Consider the following 17,539-nt stretch of genomic DNA (forward strand, 5'->3'; position numbering starts at 1 on the left):
TGACACGAACTGACCGGCTGGATTTGCTGAGATGGACCCGATCCGCAGACATCTGCTGAAGGCCGCCGGGCTCTTCGTGGCCAGCCGCGCCTTCGCCAGCGATCAGCAGGGAGCGAACATGCAGCCTTCGTCCGTGAAGCCGCGTCACGTACTCTGCTTCCTCGGCAAGAATGAAAGCCTGCTGCATCCGCCCAAGGCGGTGGCGAAGACGATCGCCGATTTCGGCTTCGAGATCGACCGCACCTATTCGCAAGCCAAACCCGATCCGCACATGGAGCGCTCTTTCGGTGTGTGCTGGGACCGCGTCTTTCCGAAAGCGTGGTCCGAGGCGGACGAAATGGCCGTACTCAATCACAAAGCGGTCCTCTACGTGCTGAGCCCGCCGATGGAGCAGCACAAGACGGTCGCCTATTCAGCTGCCGCCTTGCGAATTGTCGAGGAGATGATCGAGGCCGGCGCCACGGCCGTGAAAGGAGAAAGCGCGGGCGTTGCCCACGGACTCACGCGATGGCGGCAACTGGCCCGCGAGTGCAAGGCCGCCGCAAACACGAACCAGGGCCTTACCGTCACGCCAGCGATGGGCCGATCCTGTCGCCTCGCCTTCGCCAAGCGTCCGCTTGCCGGCGACACCTACAACGAAAGCGTCGGCTTCCACCTCGTCGGACTGCCGGAAATCTATGTCGCGCGATCGCGCGGCAGCGACCGTAACGCAGCGAATCTGATGGACGAAATCGCGGACGCAATGGCCGAGCGCGGCATCGAGGCAACGCTGCGCGACCGCAAGCTCGCGCTGTCGCGGGAGCAGGACTACGCCGAGGGCGACTTCAAGTTCAATCCTTACGGAATCGTTCGTATCGGCGCGTGAGGGCGGTCCGGCGCCGGCCCCTCAGATCGCCTGCTTGTCCGCGCCATGCAGCTTGGCGTGCAGATTGATTAGCCACATCGCCGTCGGCCGGAGGATGAAGAGATCAGCGACCAATGCCATCACCATCGAGAAGGCGCTGAGCCAGCCGAACAGACGCAGCGATGGCAGGTCGGAGAACACGGTGACGACAAGGCCGCAGGCGAGCACCACCGTGGTCAGGATCAGCGCAGGTCCCACCAGCACGGTGGCCCGCTCCACCGCGAGCGCCGAGCCGACACCCGGCTTGTTCTCCAGCCGCAGGCGGTTGAGGAAGTGGATGGTGGCGGAGAGGCCAAGTCCGAACGAGACGGTCAGCGCGACGACGCTGGCGAATTGCAGTCCCTCGCCCATGGCCCACAGCACCGTGCCCGACATCACCACCGGGAAGATGCCCGGCAGGATGCAGGCGAGTGTCACCACCCAGGAGCGGAAGGCGAGGCCGATGAAGATCGCGACCAGCGCGAATTCGATCGTGAGGCCGTGGTTCAGCTTCTCGATCATGTTGGCCGAGTTACGCGCGGCGATGGCGGCGAGACCCGTCACGGCGATCTCATAGCCCGGATGCTTCTTGCGAACGGCGTCGAGCTCCGAATCGAGCTTGTCGACGATCGGCAGGAGCTGGCTGGAATCCTTGTCCGGCACGCGGCCGGCTACCACGACAGCGTCCTGCTCGGCGTCGATGAAGCGGCGCACCAGGTGCTCGGGGATGACGCTGACATATTCCTTCAGCGTCGCGACGTCGGCACTGCCGGCCTTCTCCGCCAGCCAGCGGCGCAGCGTCTCCAGCGACCACACGTTACCGACCCCTGCGGACTTCTCGACTGTCGCGTGCACCTCGGCGATCGTCTGGAGCGTCTGCGGCGAATAAAGCGATTCACCCTTCGGGAACACGATCAGCACGTTGACGGGATTGGCGCCGGTCAGCTTGGCGTCTAACCGGTCGCTGGCGGCAACCGCCTGGCGCTTGTCCGGCACCTGGTCGGCGAGCCGGTAGCGCGGCTCCAGATTGGCATAGATGACGCCGAGGCCGCCGACGAACAGCACCGCCAGCAGGCTGAACAGGCCGGGCCGGCCGACCATGCGCACCGCAATCCAGTAGCAGAAATTGCGCAGCGCCTGTACGCCGGCATCAGCGCCCTGGAACTTGACTGCAAAGATCTTCTCGTTGCGCACGAACAGCACGCCGAAGACAGGCACCAGCGACAGCACCGCGACCAGCGCGATGATGGTGGCGGCAAGGCCCGCCTCGCCGAACTTGCGGATCAGGTCGGAATCGGAGAATTGCAGCGCGATGAAGGAGATGCCGGCGGTGCCATGCGTCAGCACGCAGGCCGGGCCCACCACCAGCACCGCGTTCTTGAACGCGGTGAACTTGTCCTGGCCCGCGATCAGCCTGTCGCGCGCGGCGAAGGTCAGCTGCATCGAGTCGGAGAAGCTGATCACCATGATGAGCGGCGTCATCACGTTCAGGAACATGTTGAGGTTGAAATTGGCCCAGCCGAGCGCGCCTAGCGCCAGCAGGATAGCGATCATCGGCGGGAATGCCGCCGCGATCATGAACGAGATCTTGCGGAAGAAGATGATGGCGATGATGCAGCCGGCGAGGATGCCGAGGATGTTGTAGGTCAGCCCGTCGCGCTCAACCGCGTTGCGGATCTCGAGCTGCATCACCGGGACGCCGGAGAGCTGCACGTTGAGGCCGGTGTCCCCGAGCGTCTCCTTCATCAGCGCACGGATGTCGGCGACGGTCTTGGTCAACTTGTTGGAAGCGACCACCTCCGGATCGAGCGACAGCACGACCAGCGCCAATGTGCCGTCCTCCGACAGCAGCTTGCCGCGGATGATCTCGTTGTTCTTGACGGTCTCGATGAACTTGTCATAGGCCGCGCCCTCCGGTAGCTCGGGCGGGAACAGGGCCGCCGGCAGCTTGCCGGGGGCCGGCGCCTGGCGCGCCGAGAACAGCGAGACCAGCCCGCGCGTGCCTTCGACCAGCTGCAGGTCGGTGACGAAGTCGCGCAGCTTCTCGAGGTTGCTGCGTTCCAGGAGGGTCTTGCCCTCGACCACGACGAGGACGTCGAACTCCTCCGCCGGGAATTTCTTGGTGACCTCTTCGTACTGGCGAAACTCGCGGGTGTCGGAGCGGAACAGCTGCGACAGCGAATCGTCGATCTTGATCCGGTAGATGCCGAACACCGCGCCGACGATCAGCGCGAGCAGGACGATGCAGGAGACGATCGGGGCCCGAACGGCGATCAGCCCGAGACGCTCCAGCCCGAAGGCGATGGAGGACGTAGATCCCTGCTCGACCTTGTCGACATGAACCTCACTCTCGCTGTGCTTTTCGAGCATGCCTTATCCAGTTCCTAAATCGGCTCGGCCTGTGAGCTTATCGCGCGCCGCGAACGGCTTGAAAACGCCATACCAATGGGAGGCTTGCCCTTTGAAAATGCGCGGAAAATCGCCGGCAGGGGTTTAGCAGGTCGACAGGTCTTTTCGCAAGCAGGCCCGGCGCGGCCGAATCGATCAGAAAAGTGGCGATCCGAGCCTGGAATGACCGTCATCCCGGCGAGGATGTGCCAATCTGGCGCGGCGCGCGGTCCGCACTCTCGTCCTTCAGCGCCACGCCGGTGATCTCCCGGGCCAGCCCCTCGCGGACCAGCCAGGCGATCTTGAACGCCGCCTCCTCGTGGCTCAACCCGGCGTGGTGGATGTTGGAGACGCAATTGCGCTCGGCATCGGTGCGGCCGGGCCTCGGCGCAAAGGTCAAATAGGCGCCGAGGCTGTCGGGCGCGGACAGGCCGGGCCGCTCGCCGATCAGCATCGCGACCATGCGCGCACCGAGAATGGCGCCGATCTCGTCGCCGAGCGCGACGCGCGCGCCCGATGCGACGACGACATGGCGAACCGCGACAGCATCCCCCTGCGCAAGCGATTGCAACAGGCGCCTTGCCACGATCGCCGCATGGCTATGGACCGCCGCCGCGGACAGGCCGTCTCCGATCACGACCGCGAGCTGGCACGGCGCCGAGATGCTTCGTGCCAGACGCTGAGCCGAGCCGGGGTCGAGCTGTCGTCCCAGATCCGGCCGCCGCAGATAGTCGCCACGATCGACCGCCCGGCTCCTGACCTCGGTCACCGCAACACCGAGTGCGTCGAGATCGGCGATGAGACGCGGCGTGTCGAAGGCCGCATGCACAGCATCGCGCGCGCGGGCATGGTCCAGCGTGAAATCGAGCAACGCTCTCGTCGGCAGGCTCGCGCCGCTGCGCCCCAGCGCGACGCGCGCAGGCGTAAACGAGCGCAAATCGAGGGTCGGACGGCACGGCAGGGCCGGGTCAGACATGTGGCATCATTCGGCGGGCACGGCGGCCTCGCGCAGCCGGATCGAATAGTTCGAGGCGTTCTGCTTGCCGCTGGAGGCCGCGCGCGCAAAGGTGATGAGATGGTGCGCGACCAGCGTGCAGCCGATCAGGCCTTCGATGTCGCCGCGCTTGATGCGGCCCAGCGCGAACTTCCAGAACACGCGCCTATAATCGCCGAGCACGCCGACCTTCCAGAAGATGTTGCGCAGTATGACGAGGCCGCGCCGGATGCTGCGCCAGGTCTTCATCTCGTCCGGCACCGGTACCTTGAGCCGGTTCACATAGACGTGGTCGCATTGGTGCTGATAGCGCGCGTAGACCTTGTCGGGCGCGTAAGCGACTGCCATGGCGTGCTTCCAGGACGCGACGACCTCGTCATAGGGCAGCAGGAAGTCGACGTTGGAATCGCGGCCATCGTCCTCGACCAGCCGCCCCTCGCGCTCAAGCCGGTCCCATAGCGGCGTCTTCGGCAGCGCCTGCAGCAGATTGATGGTGAGCAGCGGAATCCGGGACTCCTCGACGAAGGCGAGCAGCGCCTCCGAGGTGTTCGGCTTGTCGGTGTCGAGCCCCATGATGATGCCCGAGACCACCTCCATGCCATAGGAGTTAATGGTGCGCACGCCCTCCAGGATCGGGACCATCATGTTGTGGTCCTTCTGCATCGCCTTCAACGCGTCGGGATCCGGCGTCTCGATGCCGCAGAAGATGGTGATGAAATAGGCCTCGCGCATCTTCTCGAGGATCTCGGGGCGTTTGGCGATGTTGAGCGTGGCCTCGCAAGCGAGCCGCACCACGTAGCCGGTCCGCTTCTGCCACTCGATCAGGTGCGGCAGCAGGTCCATGGCCGCCTTGCGGTTGCCGATGAAATTGTCGTCGACGAAATAGACCGTGTCGGTCATGCCGCATTCGCGCAGGCGGTCGAGCTCGGCGATGATCTGCTGCGGCGTCTTAATGCGCGGATTGCGGCCGTAAAGGCCGGGGATGTCGCAGAACTCGCACTGGTAGGGACAGCCGCTGGAATATTGGATGCTGCCGAGGAAGTACTTCTTCACGTCGGCGAGCTCGTAGGCCGGGATCGGAAACTCCGTCATCGGCACGCGGTCCTTGGTCGTGAGCACGACTTGGCTCTCCGGACGCGAGGTGTCGCGCGACAAGATCTCGATCAGCTGGTTGGTGGCGTCGCCGAGCTCGCCGACATGCAGATAATCGAAGGACGGGTAATAGTCGGGACAGGCGCTGACGGAAGGCCCGCCGAGCGCGACCGGCAGATCGAACTCATGGGCGCGGCGGCAGATGTCGTTCATCTGCTGGCGCTGGATGTGCATGCCGCTGACGAAGACGGCTTCCGCCCATTCGAACTCCTCCCTCGTCGTGCGGCGCAGGTTCTCGTCGACGAATTTGACCTGCCATTCCTTCGGAAGATAGGCGGAGATCAGCAGCAGGCCCTGCGGCGGCATGAAGGCGCGGACGCCATCGGTCAGGGGATAGGAATGCTCGAACGTGCCGAAGGACGAGGTGTAGCGCGGAAACACGCAGAGAATCCGCCGGGACGTTCCGTTACTTTCAGCTCGCATCAAAGCTCCCCCGCCACACTCAACCGATGGTGCGGAAATTGCCAGCCCGACACATAGCGTAATGCTGTCGGCGGAATTTCTCAATATTGTGGCGTAAGCATAATTCCGAGAGGCGCCGATGGTTTCCCAACCGAGTTGACCTTCCGCCTCATGCGATCAGCCGCGCGGCAAAATCGGGCAGCAGGCCCGCATCGCCGGCAATCCGGAAATCGGCACCTGCAATGCCCGAGCGCGCCAGCCAGTCGTCGAATTCCGGCGCGCGGCGCAGCGCGAAGACGTCCCTGACATAGAGCGCGTCGTGAAAAGACGTCGACTGGTAGTTCAGCATGATGTCGTCGGCACCGGGAACACCCATGATGAAGGTGACGCCGGCGGCGGCGAGCAGCGTCAGGAGATTGTCCATGTCGTCCTGATCTGCCTCGGCGTGGTTGGTGTAGCAGATGTCGACCCCGAGCGGCAGGCCGAGCAGCTTGCCACAGAAATGATCCTCCAGCCCCGCGCGGATGATTTCCTTGCCGTCATAGAGATATTCCGGGCCGATGAAGCCGACCACGCTGTTGACCAGCAGCGGAGCGAAGGCGCGGGCGACCGCATAGGCGCGCGCCTCGCAGGTCTGCTGGTCGACGCCGTGATGGGCGCCCGCCGACAGCGCCGAGCCCTGGCCGGTCTCGAAATACATCAGGTTCCGCCCGACCGTGCCGCGCGACTGCGACAGCCCGGCCTCTTGCGCCTCCTTCAACAGTGCGAGGTCGATGCCGAAGCTGCGGTTGGCGGCCTCGGTGCCCGCGACCGACTGGAAGACGAGGTCGACCGGCACGCCCTGCCCGATCAGCGACAGCGTCGTCGTGACATGGGTCAGGACGCAGCCTTGCGTCGGGATCTGCAGCCGCGCGATGATCTCGTCGAGCAGCCGCAGCAATTGCGCGATGACGGCGGGGTCGTCGCTGGCGGGATTGATGCCGATGCAGGCATCGCCCGCCCCCAGCAGGATGCCGTCGAGGATTGAGGCGGTGATGCCCCTTGCATCGTCGAAGGGATGGTTCGGCTGCAGGCGTGTGCTCATCCGCCCCCTCAGGCCGATAGTGTTGCGAAAGGCGGTGGTGACCTCGCATTTCCGCGCCGCCAGGATCAGATCCTGGTTGCGCATCAGCTTCGACACCGCGGCCGCCATCTCCGGCGTGATGCCGGGCGCCAGCTTGCGCAGGATCTCGGGCGTTGCGGCGTCCGACAGCAGCCAGTCGCGGAAGGCGCCGACCGTCAGCGATGCCACCGGCGCGAACGCCTTGGCGTCATGGCTGTCGATGACGAGGCGGGTGACCTCGTCGGCCTCGTAGGGAACGACGGCTTCCTGCAGGAACTGGCCGAGCGGCACATCGGCGAGCGCCATCCGCGCGGCGATCATCTGCTCGGAGCTGGCAGCGGCAATGCCGGCCAGCCGGTCGCCGGAGCGCGGGGGTGTCGCCTTGGCGAGCAGGTCGCGCAAGTCAGGGAAGCTGTAGGTCGTGGCGTCGATGCTGTGGCGGTAGACCAAGGGTCTCTCCGGGGTTGCTCGGCCAACGGCCGACTCCAAGACTATCCCAAAAGACTATCCTGAAACTAAACCTTCGGATCAAGACGCTGAAATGACTTGCCTTTCCTTCGACCAAGGACGGAGGCGGCCAGGCCGCGCGTTAACGAGGCGTCCATCTTCGTTCTGCATAGTTTTGCAACAATTTGCCTGACCCCGTTCACCGGCCGGTCAGGCCAATCCGGGCTCCTTGAACATCATGACATCCGACCGATCTGGGAATGCCGCCAAGCCGGCAGGCCGCTTCACGCTTGCCAGCAAGCTCTATGCGATCTTCGCGCTGTTCGCGCTGCTCACGGCAGCGATCGCGATCTTGTCCGACTACAACAGCCGCCGCAGCGCGGACCTCGCAGTCGCGATTGAGACGGCCAATGCCGCCGCGCTGAACGTCGAGCGGGTCAACTCCCTCGTCTATGCGGTGGTGATGGAATCGCGCGGCATCTACATGTCGACCGAGCCGGCCGTGGTGAGGAAATACGGCGACGGTCTGCTCAAGTTCAACGCCCAGATCCTCGACATCGTGAAGCGCTGGGAGACCATCGTCAAGGCCGACGATGCCGAGCAGTTCGCGACCTTCAAGAAGCGCATTGAGCAGTTCGTCGAGTTCCGCAAGGAGCTGGTGCGGCGCGGCGTCGAGATCAACGCGGCAGCGGGCCGCGAATGGGGCGACAACGACGCCAACCGCAGCGTCCGCTCGGCGCTGAACAAGGACCTCGAGGCGCTGTCCAAGGTCTATGCCGAGCGCGGCAGGCAGATCGCGCAGCAGACCGAGACCGCCCGCACATTGTCGTTCATCCTCACCTGCCTCGGCGGCGTGGCGCTGGCCCTCGTCGTCGCTGGCATCGTCATCATTGCCCGCTCGATCGCCCGGCCGCTCGCCGCGATCACCGCCACCATCAAGCAGGTCGCCGACGGCGCCGACGACGTCGTGGTGCCGCACTCCGACCGCGCCGACGAGATAGGCGCGCTGGCCCGCGCCATCCAGGTGTTCCAGGACTCGATGGGGCGCAACCGCAACCTCGCCTCGCAAGTGTCGCAAGACGCCGCCGCGCGCGAGGAGCGCGCCCGTCACGTCGAGCGGTCCGTCGAGCAATTTCGCGAGGCGATCGGCGCGATCATGCGCGGCCTCAGCGACAACGCCTCCGTCATGCGCGAGACCGCGCAGACCATCACGCGTGTCACTGCGGATGCGAGCAGCCGCGCCGGCACCGCGGCGAACGCCACCGAGCAGGCCTCGCACAACGTCACCGCGGTGGCGGGCGCGGCCGAGGAGCTTTCGGCCTCGGTGGTGGAGATCGGCCGCCAGGTGCGGCAGAGCGCCGGCGCGGTCGAGCAGACCGGCCAGCGCACCGAGAAGTCGATCTCCGAGATCGAGAGCCTCGCTGCAGCCACGCAACGCATCGACGGCGTGCTCAACCTGATCCAGGCGATCGCCGAGCAGACCAACCTGCTCGCGCTGAACGCCACCATCGAGGCGGCGCGCGCCGGCGATGCCGGCCGCGGCTTTGCCGTCGTCGCCCACGAGGTGAAGGCGCTCGCGGGCCAGACCGCCAAGGCCACGGCCGAGATCAGCGAGAACGTCGCGATGATCCAGGCCTCGACGCGGAACGCCGTCGACGCCGTGCGCGAGATCGGCGGGGCGGTGCGCGAGATCAACGAGGTCACGTCCGCGATTGCCGGCGCCGTCAGTCAGCAGGACCAGGCCACGCGCGAGATCTCCTCCAACGCGCAAAGCGCTGCCCAAGGCAACGAGACGCTGGTGGCGAACATCACCTCGCTGCGCGATGCCATCGGCGAGACCGATACTGCGGCGGCTTCGGTGTTCACCGCCGCCAGCAGCCTGACCGAGACGGCGCAGACGCTGTCGCGGGAGGTGGAGACGTTCTTCCAGAATCTGCGCGCGGGGTCGGCGGACGGTCGCATCGCCAAGGCGGGGTAGCGGCCCGCCTGGCGCCGCGAAAACGGTCGCTCCAGCAAAAACGGAAAAACAACCCCATGCACAGTAGACGGGGGTCAGCTTTTTCAATGGCTTGGCGGCCCGGCGCGAAGCCCTGCTGTTTTTACGGACCGATTTTGACTCGTCGGGCAAAACAGGGGCATGATGTCAGCATGCCGAGCGTGGCGCCTGTGCCGCGGCTGGCAACCGAACGGGGTTACCGCTCCGAACCCGATCGAGCGACCAAGATCCGGACGCGGCCGCCGGCATCCTCGAGCTCGCGGTAACGACTTAGTTCGGCCTGGAGCTCCGGATCGGACCTTGCCCAGGCCAGCCAGTCGAACGGGACCGCGCTGAGCAGCCGGGTATCCACGAGGATCACATCCGGACGACCGGCGCGCAGGTCCGCGAGCAAGTGCCGCCGCTCGGCATCGATGATGCTGTCCAGTCTTGCGCGCTCGCCTTCGGCATCGGACGTTTTCTCGCGCGAAAGCGATCTGTGCTCTTTCACCCGGGTGAACCCGCCATGGCGTGCAGGGTCACTCTCGGTCAGCAGTAGTTACTATGTACTACAGTGATCTGAGGCCATACTGGATCGCGGCCAAAGGACTTGCCCGTCGCGGCGCTTCGAAGCGCCGCCGATGCGCAATCCGGCCACGGACCACGGCGCTACCCCATCACCCCGCCGCGCCTGATCAGCTCCTTCCCGACGGCCGCGAGATGCACCTGGTCCGGCCCGTCGCCAATGCGGATGAAGCGGGCGTAGACGTAAGCGCGCGCGAGAAACGTGTCCTGCGAGACGCCGGCGGCGCCGTGGATCTGGATGGCGCGGTCGATGACGCGGGCGGCCATGCTGGGGACCACGATCTTGGCCGCGGCGATCAGGTCGCGCGCGGCCTTGTTGCCCTCGCGGTCCATCTTGTCGGCGGCTTGCAAGGTGAGCAGGCGCGCCTGCGCGATCTCGCAGAAGGAGTGCGCGATGTCCTCGCGTACCGAGCCCTGCTCTGCGAGCGGCTTGCCGAAGGCGACGCGCGAGACCGCGCGCTGGCACATCAATTCCAGCGCCCGCTGGGCGCAGCCGATCAGGCGCATGCAGTGGTGGATGCGGCCGGGGCCGAGCCGGCCTTGCGCGATCTCGAAGCCGCGACCCTCGCCGAGCAAAATGTTCTCGGCGGGGACGCGGACGTTGTCGTAGACGATCTCGGGATGGCCGACCGGCGCATCGTCATAGCCGTAGGTGAGCATGTCGCGGACGATGCGCACCCCACGCGTATTCTTCGGCACCAGGATCATGGATTGCTGGCGATGGCGGTCGAGATGGTCGGGCGCGGTCTTGCCCATCACGATCAGGATCTCGCAATCCTCGTTCATCGCGCCCGAGGTGAACCATTTGCGGCCGTTGATCACGTAGTCGTCGCCGTCACGCCGGATCTCGCACTGGATGTTGGTGGCGTCGCTGGAGGCGACCTGCGGCTCCGTCATCGAGAAGCCGGAGCGGATGCGCCCCTCGAGGAGCGGCTTCAGCCAGCGCTCCTGCTGCGGCTTGGTGCCGTAGTTTGCGAGCACCTCCATGTTGCCGACATCGGGCGCGGAGCAGTTGAAGACCTCGGGCGCCCAGAGGATGCGGCCCATGATCTCCTTCACCGGCGCGTATTCGAGGTTGGTCAGACCCGGCCCGTGCTCGCCGGACAGGAACAGGTTCCAGAGCCCCTGCTCGCGCGCCAGCCGCTTCAGGTCCTGAAGGATTTGCGGAGTCTTGTAGCGTGAAGCTTCCGGCTTGACCTGCTCGTAGTAGAGCTCCTCGACCGGCTCGACATGGGCCTGCATGAACTGGCGAACGCGGTCCTGGAGCTCCAGCGAACGGGCGGAGTGGTGAAAGTCCATGGTGGTCTCCTGTTCGCTACATTTGAGGTCGTCATGCCGGGCTTATCCCGCCTGCGCGGCCGAAGCCGCTTCGGCGAGGCGAAGGCCCGGGCATCCACGTTCTTCGTGCCGCGGGGAAATGCGTGGATGGCCGGGACAAGCCCGGCCATGACGTGATGGAGACATCAGTCTCGTAGGGTGGGCAAAGCGAAGCGTGCCCACGCTCTTTCTCGGTCATCATTGATAGATCGTGGGCACGGCGCAAGTGCGCCTTTGCCCACCCTACGATTTCGCATCCGCCGCGAGAACCCGCCTCTCACGTCCCGCGCAACAGCTCGCTTGCCACCACCCAGTCGTTGCCGTCGAACTGGAGCATGTAGCCGTCCTTGATCGGGCGGAAATCCTGCGGCGTGGTGTTGAGGGTGATGCCGGGCATCAGGAGCGACAGCGGCACGTTCTTCAGATTCGCGGCCTGCGCCATGATGTTCTCGCGCGTCAGGTTGTCCTTGCACTGCTTCAGCAGCGCCACCAGCGCCTCGGCGACGGTGTAGCCGTAGAGGCCGGCGACGTTGTTGATGTCGGCATTGGGCAGGCGCTTCTTCATGAAGTCGATATAGGCCGTCATCGCCGGATCGTCCTTCGGCGCCTCGACGAACGGCTTGAGCGCGCCGAGCGACAGCACGCCCTTGCCGGCCTCCAGGCCAGCGGGCGCCATCACGGTGGCCTTGTTGGCGCAGCCGGAGGCCAGAAAGCGCGTCGGCTGCCAGCCGACCTCGTGCGCCTTGCGGATCGCCTGCGCGCAGGCGCGCGGCGTCACCGAATAGATCATGAAGACGTCGGCCTTGGTATTGGCGAGCGTCAGGACCTGGGAATCGACGGTGGGATCGGCGACCTCGAAGCTCGAGGCCATCGCGATCGCCTTGTCGGCGTCGGCACCGAGCGCCTCCTTGACGCCGCGAAGATATTCCTTGCCGGCGTCGTCGTTCTGGTAGAGCACCGCAAAGCGCGCATTCGGGTTCCTGGCGCGGGCATAGGCGACGTCGATCGCAGCCTCGCTGGTGTAGTTCGGCGCCCAGGGCAGCGCGATCGACCAAGGCATGTTGGCGGGATCGTTCCACTTCGAGGCCGAGCTGATCAGGAAGATCTGCGGCACCTTGTTGCTGTTGAGATATTTTGCGATCGCCGAGCTCGGCGCCGTGCCCATGGTGGCGAAGATGAAGGCGACGCCGTCGCCTTCGACGAGGCGCCGCGCGGCTTCCATGGTCTTGGGCGGCGAGAAGGCATCGTCGAGCGAGATCAGGTTGAGCTTGCGGCCGCCAACGCCGCCCTTCTCGTTGATCTCGTCGAAATAGGCGGAGATCACCCGTCCCGTGATGCTGAGCGGCGATGCCGGGCCGCTATAGGGCATAGTGTTGCCGATCTTGATCTCGGTGTCGCTAACTCCAGGACCGTAGGATTTTTGCGCGGAGACAGGAGCGGACAAGCAGGCGGCAGCCAGCGCTGCGGCCAGGGCCAAAGCGGCTTTCATGGTTTCTCCCCAATGATTGTCGCCGCGGCGAAACGACCGCGCGGCGCGCTGCTTCTTGTCAGCGCGTCAGATCAGCGGAGTTCATCAAGATGGTCTTGCGTCGAGTTGCTGATGGCATCGCCTGAAGCGCGACGAGATTTTGATGAATCGTCATCGTGCGTCAGGTTGTTCTTGACGCATGAGCTTTCCGGAAAACCGCTTCGGCACTTTTCCGGATCATGCTTTAGCCGCGCCGCTTCAAGGCGAAGCCCAAGCTGACCCATCCGGCACCGGCCATGATCAGGTCGATGCCGAGGAACAGGCCGAGGATGTAGACGCTGTTCACCGGCCAGCGCACCAGGATCAGCAGCCCGAGCAGCAGCGTGACGACGGCCGACACCGCCACCCAGCCCCACGGGCTTTCGCGCTTCATGCTGAAGGCGAGAAACAGCCTGACCGCGCCGGAGGCCAGCAGCGAGGCGCCGAGGAACAGCGTGAGCAGAACCGCGGCGAAGAGCGGGTTCGCGAAGGTGAGGAAGCCGGCAACGATGTAGAGCACACCGAGCAAGGCCCAGATCAGGAACTTTCCCCAGCTCTTCATCTGGAATGCGCCGATCACCTCGGTGACGCCGGCGACGATCATCATTGCGCCGACCACGATCACGCTCGCCACCGTTGCCATCACCATGCTGCCGAGCGCGACGAAGCCGGCAATCAGGTAGACGACGCCGAGCGCGACGATCCAGCCCCATTTGGCGTGTAGCGCAGCCATTCCCGAGCCGAGACCGGACGGATGAGACGTATCTGACGCAGTTGTCATGGGCCACTCCTGCATGCGAAGCCCCCGGGCACACGCCATGATAGCACGCACCCGACCGAGACAACACCCAGCAGAGCAGACCTCGCCTGCCGCAACCTTGACGCAAATCAAGATCGAATGCGGCGGGTCAGCGCCGAGCGCAGGTCAATCATCCGAACTGGCGAGCCCCAGCAGTTCCTGGCGCGTCAGCGCATTGTCGCGGAACACACCCAGCATACGGCTGGTGACGAGATCGGTCCCGGGCTTGTGCGCGCCGCGCGTGGTCATGCAGTGATGCGTCGCCTTGATGATGACGCCGACGCCTTCGGGCTTGAGCACGTCGTTGATGGTGTTGGCGATCTGTGCGGTCATCTTCTCCTGGATCTGGAGCCGTTTTGCGTAGACGTCCACCACGCGTGCGAGCTTGGAGATGCCGACGACGCGCCCCTGCGGAATATAGGCGACCCAGGCGCGACCGACGATCGGCGCCATGTGGTGCTCGCAATGACTCTCGAAGCGAACGCCGCGCAGGACGATCATCTCGTCATAGCCCTCGATCTCCTCGAAGGTCTTTTGCAGGATCTCGGTTGGATCCTGCGCGTATCCGGAAAAATACTCTGCGAACGCGCGTGCAACGCGAGCAGGTGTCTCGCGCAAACCGTCGCGCGCGGGATCATCGCCGGCCCAGCGGATCATGGTCCGGATCGCCTGTTCGACCTCCGCCCTGTCAGGCCGATCGGACGGCGTCTGCGCCACGGCGACACGTTCCAGCTTGCGCACTTGTGACTTCATCAAGCTTCTCCCCTGCAACGAGCCCGCATATGGAAGCGGGCCCACAGCTTGGACCGCCGCAATCGGAAAAGGTTCCTGAAAGTCGGGGAAATTTGGGGAACGGATGGATGGCCTAGTGCCGACCCGCCAATCCCCTCACGATGAGGTGCGCCGAGGGCGCCTCGAGGCCGCCTATGACGCAGCCGCTTTCCGCACGTCGATCACGGCCTGCGCCCATTCGGCGGGCCGCTCCTGCGGCAAATTGTGACCGGCATCGGTGAAGACGCGCCGCTCGAAAAATCCCTCGAACTTGCGCGCGTGGTGGGCGGTGCCGGAATTGACGCCGTCGCTGTCGCCGTCGATCGCGATCGTCGGGACGCGGATCGTCGGCTGCGCGGCGAGCTTTGCCTCGATCCCCGCATAGGCGGGATCGCCGGCCACGAGCGCGTAGCGATGGCGGTAGGAATGGATCACGACATCGACGAAATCGGGATTGTCGAAGGACACGGCGCTTGTCTCGAACGTCGCGTCGTCGAAGGCCCATTTCGGCGACCACATCGTCCAGAGCTGACGGGCAAAGCCGCGGCGGTTGCGCTGCAGCGCGCGGCGGCCGCGCTCGTTGTGGAATAAATATTGATACCAGAACGCCGCCTCCTCCGGCGGCGAAGCCGGCTCCATGGCGAGGGCGATGTTCTGGATATTGTAGGAATTGCCGGAGACGAGACCGACCACGCGCTCCGGATAGAGCGCCGAGACCACACAGGCGGCACGCCCGCCCCAATCGTAGCCGCCGACGACGGCGCGCCTGATACCGAGCGCATCCATGAAGGCCAGGAGATCGGCACCTAACGCCGCCTGCTCGCCGGAGCGCAGCGTCTCAGCGAAGCGAAACCGCGTCGGCCCGTACCCGCGCAGCCAGGGCACCAGCACGCGTGCGCCGGCCTCGGCGAGGATCGGCGCGGTCTCGGCATAGGCGTTCGCGTCATAGGGAAAGCCATGCCCCATGACGCAGGGCCAGCCGTCCGGCGCACCGTATTCGCGATAAGCGATGTCGAGGATATCAGTGGTGATGGTTTTTTGTTGCATGATTTGCTCACGGATGATCTCGTTGCGCAGAGCTCTTGTAACCCGCATGGAGCGAAGCGCAATGCGGGGACGCCTGTATCCGCGAATCCCGGATTTCGCTTACGCTCCGTCCGGGCTACGAGGCTACAAGGCGCCTATTTCTGCGGACCGGACAGCGAGATGTCACGTTCGGCGCGGAACACGTTGCTGTAGAGGTTGGCGATCCATTGCCGGCCGATCTCGGTCTTGTTGAGATAGCCGATCTCGGTCTGGATGTGCGGAGCAACGCTGTTCCAATAGAATTGCGGGTAGCGGTTCACGATGTCGGCGGGCGAGTCGTAGCCGAGCTGGCGGTTGATGCCGACCTCCTCGAACTCGTAATAGAGCGCGTTGGCCTTGCGCAGATAGTTGGGATCGCCGAGCTGGCCGATGAAGTCGGCCGCACGCAGGATCGAGGCTTCGTCGTCGTATTCCTGGCCTTCACGGGCGGGAAAGCGCGTCCCCTCGATGGCGCGGGCAACGCGCTCCGGATCGACTCCCGGGATATGGCGGAGCCGCCGCGTCACATACAGCTTCGAACGGTCGACGTGGTACATCATCAGGCTCGCGTCCGACGCGCCGCGCGGCAACGAGATCTTGGTTTCGGCCGCATCGATGACGAAACCGTCGGCGTCGTCCTCCTCGAACAGCCCGCGGACATAGCCGATGTCGTGGGCGAGGCAGGCGATCAAGACATGAACGTAATCTTCCGCCGAAAGATGGGTATGAAGGCTTCGGCCGCGGAGGATCGCCTGGGCGGCCAGGGTCACCAGCATCGTATGCTCGATATTGTGGTAGAGCGCATCGCTGTTGCCGATGCATTCCATCGCGGTACGGGTTGCGCTGGCAACGATGCTTGCGGAAGTCTCATCGTACCGGCGGCGCATGAAGTTGCCGAGGAACTGCTCCAGCGATTCAGCTGCCAATCTGGGTAAGGTTATCATGGACGCAGCCCCGTCCGCCGCTGGTATCCCATGCCATCTCCCGACGTCTCATTCTTGTCGTCGACGCAGCGGGGAGCATAGCCCATCTTGGGCCGGGTAACCAAACTTCGGGGACGGAAAATACGCAAATACCTTACCGTCCCGCTGCGCAACATCACGGTTGCCGTCACAGTTCAGCACAACCCAAAGCGGCGGGAAGGCGGCCGCCGCTCAGGGCGCGGCCAGGATATCGGCGCCGTCGGCCGGGCGCGAAAGGCTTCGGGCCAGGTAGAACAGCTCGACCAGCTTGCCGCGCTTGCCCGCCAGCGAGAAGATGTATTCGGGCGTCTCCGCCTCGATTTCCGCGATCGCCACCTTCGCGATCCGGTCGATGCGGCTCGAGCCGTGCTCCCAGACGAAGCCGACGCCAAGCCGGTTGGCCACCGCCTCCAGCATCCCCTCGCGCGTATTGACGATGATCGCCGGACTGGCGCGCAGGTTGAGGGCGCGAAACGCCCGGTCGACGGCGCGCTGGGTCGCGGAATCCCGGGTCCGGAACACCAGCGGATATTGCATGAGGCCGGCGATGGACACGCGCGACTGGCGGCTGAGGTCGTGAACGGGATGGCAGATCGCAACGACGCGTTGCTGCACGCAGGGCTCGCGCCGGAAGCGGTTGTCCTGCGGCACCTCCGGCAGTACGGCGACGTCGACGCGCTGGTCGACCACCGCGGCCATGATCGCCGACCAGCTGCCGATCTCGATGTTGATCTGGATCTTCGGATAGAGATTGCGGAACGCCGCGATCAACGCCATGCCGGGCATGGCGTTGCCGAGCCCGATGCGAAGCTCACCCCCCGTGAGCTCGTCGCGCTGCTGCAGGATGGCGAGCGCATCCGCCTCGACCGCCTGCATGCGGCTCGTTGCGGCATAGAGCCGCCGGCACAGCGACGTCGCGATCAGGGTCTGGCCGTGTCGGTCGAACAGCGCCACCCCGAACTCGGCCTCCAGATCCCGCACCAGCTGCGCAACGGCCGGCTGCGACACCCCGAGCCGCCTTGCCGCAGCGGCAAAGCTGCCGGTCTCGAACACCGCATTGACCGCCCGGACACGCGACGACGTCAACGCCACAACAAGCAACCCAAGATCGTTCTTCCCCGTCTTCCGGACCTGAAAGCAAAACTTGGGACGACCATAAGCCGGGCCATTGACCGTTATGTGAATGTCAG

The 17,539-nt window shown here is 65.0% G+C and carries 14 protein-coding genes; 2 read left to right on the plus strand and 12 right to left on the minus strand.

Annotation, left to right across the window (positions count from 1 at the left end; genetic code table 11):
* Positions 1 to 31: 31 nt before the first annotated feature.
* Positions 32 to 865 carry a hypothetical protein gene (locus I6F16_RS06575; RefSeq protein ID WP_036006100.1) on the plus strand — a complete coding sequence of 278 codons (834 nt, stop codon included), beginning with the start codon at positions 32 to 34 and terminating at the stop codon, positions 863 to 865.
* 21 nt (positions 866 to 886) lie between these two features.
* Here the strand turns inward: I6F16_RS06575 and I6F16_RS06580 are convergent, their stop codons facing one another.
* From I6F16_RS06580 to I6F16_RS06595, 4 genes are all read right to left on the minus strand, one after another.
* Positions 887 to 3,253 (minus strand): MMPL family transporter, encoded by a 2,367-nt coding sequence (locus I6F16_RS06580; protein ID WP_225113511.1) that lies wholly within the window; start codon positions 3,251 to 3,253, stop codon positions 887 to 889.
* Between the two features lie 208 nt (positions 3,254 to 3,461).
* A complete protein-coding gene (gene eutC, locus I6F16_RS06585) occupies positions 3,462 to 4,247 on the minus strand; it encodes an ethanolamine ammonia-lyase subunit EutC (RefSeq protein WP_225113512.1) in 786 nt (261 codons plus the stop codon).
* Positions 4,248 to 4,253: 6 nt separating this feature from the next.
* Positions 4,254 to 5,840, minus strand: coding sequence for a B12-binding domain-containing radical SAM protein (locus tag I6F16_RS06590; RefSeq protein ID WP_036006106.1), 1,587 nt, complete (start codon positions 5,838 to 5,840; stop codon positions 4,254 to 4,256).
* A 148-nt stretch (positions 5,841 to 5,988) separates the two neighbouring features.
* Positions 5,989 to 7,371, minus strand: coding sequence for an ethanolamine ammonia-lyase subunit EutB (locus I6F16_RS06595; protein ID WP_225113513.1), 1,383 nt, complete (start codon positions 7,369 to 7,371; stop codon positions 5,989 to 5,991).
* 235 nt (positions 7,372 to 7,606) lie between these two features.
* Between I6F16_RS06595 and I6F16_RS06600 the strand changes: the two genes are divergently transcribed.
* Positions 7,607 to 9,346, plus strand: coding sequence for a methyl-accepting chemotaxis protein (locus I6F16_RS06600; RefSeq protein ID WP_225113514.1), 1,740 nt, complete (start codon positions 7,607 to 7,609; stop codon positions 9,344 to 9,346).
* A 214-nt stretch (positions 9,347 to 9,560) separates the two neighbouring features.
* On the opposite strand, the gene I6F16_RS06605 is transcribed toward I6F16_RS06600, so the two are convergent.
* From I6F16_RS06605 to I6F16_RS06640, 8 genes are all read right to left on the minus strand, one after another.
* Positions 9,561 to 9,854: a hypothetical protein gene (locus tag I6F16_RS06605; protein ID WP_036006118.1), complete on the minus strand. Its 294-nt coding sequence runs from the start codon at positions 9,852 to 9,854 to the stop codon at positions 9,561 to 9,563.
* A 158-nt stretch (positions 9,855 to 10,012) separates the two neighbouring features.
* Positions 10,013 to 11,227: an acyl-CoA dehydrogenase family protein gene (locus I6F16_RS06610; protein ID WP_036006121.1), complete on the minus strand. Its 1,215-nt coding sequence runs from the start codon at positions 11,225 to 11,227 to the stop codon at positions 10,013 to 10,015.
* Between the two features lie 295 nt (positions 11,228 to 11,522).
* A complete protein-coding gene (locus I6F16_RS06615; RefSeq protein WP_036006122.1) occupies positions 11,523 to 12,734 on the minus strand; it encodes an ABC transporter substrate-binding protein in 1,212 nt (403 codons plus the stop codon).
* 223 nt (positions 12,735 to 12,957) lie between these two features.
* Positions 12,958 to 13,533, minus strand: a complete 576-nt coding sequence (locus tag I6F16_RS06620; RefSeq protein WP_036006124.1) for an HdeD family acid-resistance protein — start codon at positions 13,531 to 13,533, stop codon at positions 12,958 to 12,960.
* Between the two features lie 144 nt (positions 13,534 to 13,677).
* On the minus strand, positions 13,678 to 14,304 hold the full coding sequence (folE, locus tag I6F16_RS06625) for a GTP cyclohydrolase I FolE (RefSeq protein ID WP_036006126.1): 627 nt from the start codon (positions 14,302 to 14,304) through the stop codon (positions 13,678 to 13,680).
* A 171-nt stretch (positions 14,305 to 14,475) separates the two neighbouring features.
* Positions 14,476 to 15,369 carry an alpha/beta hydrolase gene (locus I6F16_RS06630; protein WP_036006132.1) on the minus strand — a complete coding sequence of 298 codons (894 nt, stop codon included), beginning with the start codon at positions 15,367 to 15,369 and terminating at the stop codon, positions 14,476 to 14,478.
* 134 nt (positions 15,370 to 15,503) lie between these two features.
* Complete coding sequence (locus tag I6F16_RS06635) at positions 15,504 to 16,331, minus strand: HD domain-containing protein (RefSeq protein WP_036006127.1); 828 nt, start codon at positions 16,329 to 16,331, stop codon at positions 15,504 to 15,506.
* A gap of 210 nt (positions 16,332 to 16,541) precedes the next feature.
* The gene (locus I6F16_RS06640; protein WP_225152737.1) at positions 16,542 to 17,441 is read right to left on the minus strand and encodes a LysR family transcriptional regulator; all 900 of its coding nucleotides are present in this window, start codon (positions 17,439 to 17,441) and stop codon (positions 16,542 to 16,544) included.
* Positions 17,442 to 17,539 lie beyond the last annotated feature (98 nt).

The organism is Bradyrhizobium sp. IC4060 (assembly GCF_020193715.1).
Taxonomy (GTDB): domain Bacteria; phylum Pseudomonadota; class Alphaproteobacteria; order Rhizobiales; family Xanthobacteraceae; genus Bradyrhizobium; species Bradyrhizobium yuanmingense.